We start from the raw sequence: 4,905 nt of genomic DNA, 5'->3' as shown, positions 1-4,905 counted from the left end.
CTCGCTCAACGACCCCGAAAACGCACCACCCGAGGACGTTGAGCGACGACGCCGCCGGCGACGGAGACGAAACGCCCCCCATCCCGGAGACCGCGTTTCGTCTCGCTGCGCTCGCTCAACGACCCCGAAAACGCACCACCCGAGGACGTTGAGCGACGACGCCGCAGGCGACGGAGACGAAACGCCCCCATCCCGGAGACCGCGTTTCGTCTCGCTGCGCTCGCTCAACGACCCCCCGGAAGAGCGCACCGCGGAGAGACCGCGGACGTTACTCGGCCCAGGGGTCCTTCTTGTCGTCCGGCACGGGCTCTTCGAGCGGGACGACGAGGATGGGACGCGACTGGCGGTGGGACAGACGGGCGGCGACCGATCCGGTGAAGAACTCGCGGATCGACTCGCCGATGCCGCGACTGCGCGTGCCGACCACGATGAGCTGCGCGTCGAGCTCCCCCGCGAGGTGCTTGATCGCGAGAGCCGGATCGCCGACGAGTTGCCGTGCGGTCCAGGTGAGACCGGATCCGGCGAGCGCCTTCTCGCACTCCGCCCGGACCTGCGCGAACTCCTCCGCGCCCGTGTCGATGTTCAGATCGATGGGAGCGGAGTGGACCATGCCGTCCGGATCCTCGAAGGTCACGAAGCGCGTCACGTCGACGTGGACGATCACGATCGGGACGTCCAGCAGAGCGGCGTAGCGCGTGCCCTCGGCCAGGACTCGGGGCGGCTGACCGGCCCGGACGGCGACGATCACCGCTTTCTGCAGCCGGGCGTTTTGCACCTCTTCCCGGGAGGCGTCGGGGCTGTGGTCGTCGCGGGGTGCGGGGGCGGTGTCCGACATGATCGTCCTTCCGTTCCGTGCCAGGATCACGGTGGGGTGATCTGGCCCTCGTGCTATCCTGGATGCTACTCTTACCGGCCGCGAGCCGGTGCCGTAAATGCACAACGGGCCCCGCGTCGCCCGTTGCTTACAGTAAGGGGGTCTCGCGCATGGGCCGTGGCCGTCAGAAGGCAAAGCACACCAAGATTGCTCGCGAACTCAAGGCGTACAGTCCGTCGGTGAACTACTCCGCGCTCGAGCGCGAACTCGGTCACCCCGAGAACGGCGACGGCGATCAGTACGTCGACAAATGGGCCGACCAGTACGAGGACGAGGACGAGGACGAACTCGAGAAGGCCTGAGCCCTCGCCGTCCCGAAGACCCCGCCCCGCGCACGTCGCACCGGGCGGGGTCTCGTCGTGCTCGCGGTGCCTGCGAGGATGGGGGCATGCCCCGCGTCGTCGCCCTCTACCGTCATCCCGTCAAGGGCTTCACGCCCGAGTCGCTCGACCGTCTCACCGTGCAGGCAGACGGGCGGATCGCAGGCGACCGGGTGCTCGCCTTCCGCTTCGCGGACGCGACGCGCGCGGAGGACCGCGGTGATGGCCTGGAGCACTGGCCGAAGTCCCAGGGTCTCGCCCTCGAGACGTTCCCCGAGCTGGCCGTCCTGCAACTGCGTTACGACGACGACGCCCGCCGCGTACGCATCGAACGGGACGGCTCCGTGCTCGTGGAGGCAGGCCTGGACGATGCCGGCCGCGCCGCGCTCGTCGAGGCGGTGACGGCGTTCGTCCGCGCCTCCGCCGACGGGCGTCGACTGGATCGGCCGGGCCGGCTGCCCCTCGCGCTCGTCGGCGACGGGGTGCGATCACGGTTCCAGGATCGCGCCAGGGGCTTCGTCAGCGTGCACAGCCGGGCGAGCGTGGACGCGTTGAACACGGCCCTGCCCGATCCGGTGGACGACCGCCGGTTCCGCTCCAACGTGGTCATCGACGGTGTCGACGCCTGGGAGGAGCTGGACTGGACCGGAGAGGTGCGGATCGGCGACGTCCGCCTGCGGACCGCGGGACCCATCGTCCGGTGTCTCGCCACGCATGCCAACCCGGACTCGGGGGTCCTCGACGCGAAGATCCTGAAGACTCTCACCGGCTCGCTCGGTCAGGACGAGCCGACGCTCGGCCGGCTGCTGATCCTGCCCGGCGTCAGCGGATCCGTGGACGACCGGTCGGGCGTCGGAGGCACGATCCGCGTCGGCGACGAGGTCGTCGTCGCCTGACTCACCACAGGCGGCCGTTGCGACGCTCCCAGGCGGCCTCGACCGTGTGCGCACGGCCGACGGCCACTCCCGCGGGGATCGAGAGCACCAGGACGGCGGCGAGCACCCACAACGGCACGACCCAGCCACCGGACGCCCCGTGCAGGACGCCGAACAGCACAGGGAAGACGGCGGCCATGACGTAGCCGAAGCTCTGCACGAAACCGCTCAGCGCGACCGCGGTCTCCGCCTCGCGCGCGCGGACGCTGATGAGCACGAGGGCGAGGGGGAACAGCAGGCCGACGAGGCCGAACAGGCTCACCCAGAGGGCGGCCCAGGTCGGGGAGGGGAACAGGACCAGGCCGATCAGTCCGGCGACCCCGCCGATCGCTCCGACCAGGTACAGCGGGGTCGTCGCACGGAACCTCACCACGAGCAGCGGCACGACGAGAGAGGCGGGCAGGCCGATGAACGCGAAGAGCGACAGCAGCGCGCCGGCGGCCTGGGGGCTCACCCCCTCGTACTGCACGAGCACCGTCGGCAGCCAGGCGAACGAGACGTAGGCCATGGTCGACGACGTGCCGAACACGGCGGCCAGCGCCCAGGCGAGCGGGATCCGCGACAGGCGCGCGAAGATCCGCCCACCCGCCGGGGCCACGCCGATCGGGCCGGTCGCGGCCGCGATCGCGTCCTCGAGGGAAAGATCGACCGTCGAGCCGTCGCGGGCGGTGCGCCGCTCGTGCGCCGGGGCAGGATCCGGATCCACCGGCTCCGGGACGACGGCCGACCCGCGTTCGCGCAGGATCATCGCGACCCACGGGATGAGGCCGGCGAGCGCGAAGACCGCCCACAGCGCGAGCGAGGTGCGCCAGCCCGCGGTCTCGGCGAGGGGGAGCGCGACGAGCGGCGGGAGGAAGGTCGAGAACGCCATCACGGTCGTGTAGACCGTCATCATCAGCCCGAGCCGGTCGGGGAAGTACTTCTTCACGAGCGGCGGCATGAGGATGTTCGCCATGCCGACCCCGGCGAACACCAGCGCCGTGGCGCCCACGAGCGTGACCGCGTTCACCGAGAACCCGCGCCCGACGAGGCCCAGGGTGACGGCGATCAGCGCGATCACCGCGACGCGTTCCAGACCCAGACGTCGTTCGACGAGGGGGGTGACGAGGCCGAATACGGCGAAGCAGACGGGCGGAGCCGTTCCGATCAGACCGATGATCGCCGGATCGAGCGGGAACTCCTTCGCGACCAGGCTCACGACCGGCGACAGTGACGCCACCGCCGAGCGCAGGGAGAACGCACAGAGCACGATCCCGAGGATCGCGAGGACACGCCCGCGCCAGAGCGGACGCGCGTTGCCGACAGCCGCCGTCATCGCGCGTCCTCCGTCACGAGCTCTGCGACCCCTCGAGCCAGGACAGGTACTCGTCGCTCACTGTGCCCGTGACGTAGCGGCCGTCGAACGGGCTCAGGTCGAGATCGGTCAGCTCCGAGCCCTCCGTGATCGCGGCCTTCAGGTCGTCGACCTCCTGATACACGAGCCGGTCGGCACCGAGCACCTCGGCGATCTCCGGGATCGTCCGGCCGTGGGCGATGAGCTCGTGCTTGGACGGCATGTTGATGCCGTAGACGTGCGGGTAGCGGATCGGCGGGGCCGCGGACGCGAAGATCACCGACGCGGCGCCGGCGTCGCGCGCCATCTGGATGATCTGCTTCGAGGTCGTGCCGCGGACGATCGAGTCGTCGATGAGCAGCACGTTCTTGCCCTTGAACTCGGTCGACATGGCGTTGAGCTTCTGGCGGACGCTCTTCTTGCGCACCGCCTGCCCCGGCATGATGAACGTGCGACCCACGTAGCGGTTCTTGTAGAAGCCCTCGCGGTACTCGATGCCGAGCTTGCGCGCGACTTCCATCGCGGCGGGCCGCGAGGAGTCGGGGATCGGCATGACGACGTCGATCTCGTCGAGCGGCACGTGCTTCGCGATCGTGTCGGCGAGCCGGTCGCCCATCCGCAGCCGCGACTCGTACACCGAGACGCCGTTCATGACCGAGTCGGGGCGGGCGAGGTACACGTACTCGAAGGCGCACGGCGCGAGCACGGGATCCGCGGCGCACTGCTTCGTGAACAGCTCGCCGCCGTTCGTGATGAACACGGCCTCGCCCGGCTCGACCTCGCGGACGATCTCGAAGTCGCCGTTCTCGAGCACGAGCGACTCGCTCGCCACGACCCACTCGTCCGAGGCGGCACCGGTCTCCGGATCCTCCCGGAAGCGACGGCCCAGGATGAGCGGGCGGATCCCGAACGGATCGCGGAAGGCGAGCAGACCGTAGCCCGCGAGGATCGCGATGACCGCGTAGGCGCCTTCGATCCTCTCGTGGGTGCGGGCGACGGCCTCGAAGATGCGCTCGGAGTCCAGGTCGACCGCCGAGGTGGTCGTCTGCAGCTCGTGCGCGAGCACGTTGAGCAGCAGCTCGGTGTCGCTCGACGAGTTCAGGTGGCGCCGGTCGCGACGGGCCATCGCCGCGGTGAGCTCGCGCGTGTTGGTGAGGTTGCCGTTGTGGATGAGGATGATGCCGTAGGGCGCGTTCACGTAGAACGGCTGGGCCTCCTCCTCGCTCGACGCGGTGCCCTTGGTCGCGTAGCGGACGTGGCCGAGGCCGACGTTGCCGAGCAGCGAGCGCATGTCGCGCGTGCGGAACGCCTCGCGGACCATGCCCTGCGCCTTCGCCATGTGCATGACGCCGCTCGGCTCGGCCGTGGCGATGCCGGTCGCGTCCTGGCCGCGGTGCTGCAGCAGCAGGAGCGCGTCGTAGATGTCCTGGTTGACCGGGGCCT

Annotated in this window: 5 protein-coding genes; 2 read left to right on the top strand and 3 right to left on the bottom strand. The window is 70.1% G+C overall.

Going from position 1 to position 4,905, the window contains the following annotated elements; all coding sequences use genetic code 11:
• Positions 1 to 268: 268 nt before the first annotated feature.
• Positions 269 to 835, bottom strand: coding sequence for a universal stress protein (locus Q0P88_RS14000; RefSeq protein WP_295014961.1), 567 nt, complete (start codon positions 833 to 835; stop codon positions 269 to 271).
• A 149-nt stretch (positions 836 to 984) separates the two neighbouring features.
• Here Q0P88_RS14000 and Q0P88_RS13995 point away from each other — a divergent pair, with 149 nt between their 5' ends.
• Positions 985 to 1,176 carry a DUF3073 domain-containing protein gene (locus Q0P88_RS13995; protein ID WP_295014960.1) on the top strand — a complete coding sequence of 64 codons (192 nt, stop codon included), beginning with the start codon at positions 985 to 987 and terminating at the stop codon, positions 1,174 to 1,176.
• An 86-nt stretch (positions 1,177 to 1,262) separates the two neighbouring features.
• Complete coding sequence (locus Q0P88_RS13990; RefSeq protein ID WP_295014959.1) at positions 1,263 to 2,090, top strand: MOSC domain-containing protein; 828 nt, start codon at positions 1,263 to 1,265, stop codon at positions 2,088 to 2,090.
• A 1-nt stretch (position 2,091) separates the two neighbouring features.
• On the opposite strand, the gene Q0P88_RS13985 is transcribed toward Q0P88_RS13990, so the two are convergent.
• Positions 2,092 to 3,444 carry an MFS transporter gene (locus Q0P88_RS13985; RefSeq protein WP_295014958.1) on the bottom strand — a complete coding sequence of 451 codons (1,353 nt, stop codon included), beginning with the start codon at positions 3,442 to 3,444 and terminating at the stop codon, positions 2,092 to 2,094.
• Positions 3,445 to 3,457: 13 nt separating this feature from the next.
• Positions 3,458 to 4,905: amidophosphoribosyltransferase (gene purF, locus Q0P88_RS13980; RefSeq protein ID WP_295014957.1), on the bottom strand; the 1,448-nt coding region annotated here is incomplete at its 5' end.

Source organism: uncultured Microbacterium sp. (assembly GCF_945952435.1).
GTDB lineage: Bacteria > Actinomycetota > Actinomycetes > Actinomycetales > Microbacteriaceae > Microbacterium.
This window is presented reverse-complemented; position numbering and strand designations above follow the sequence as displayed.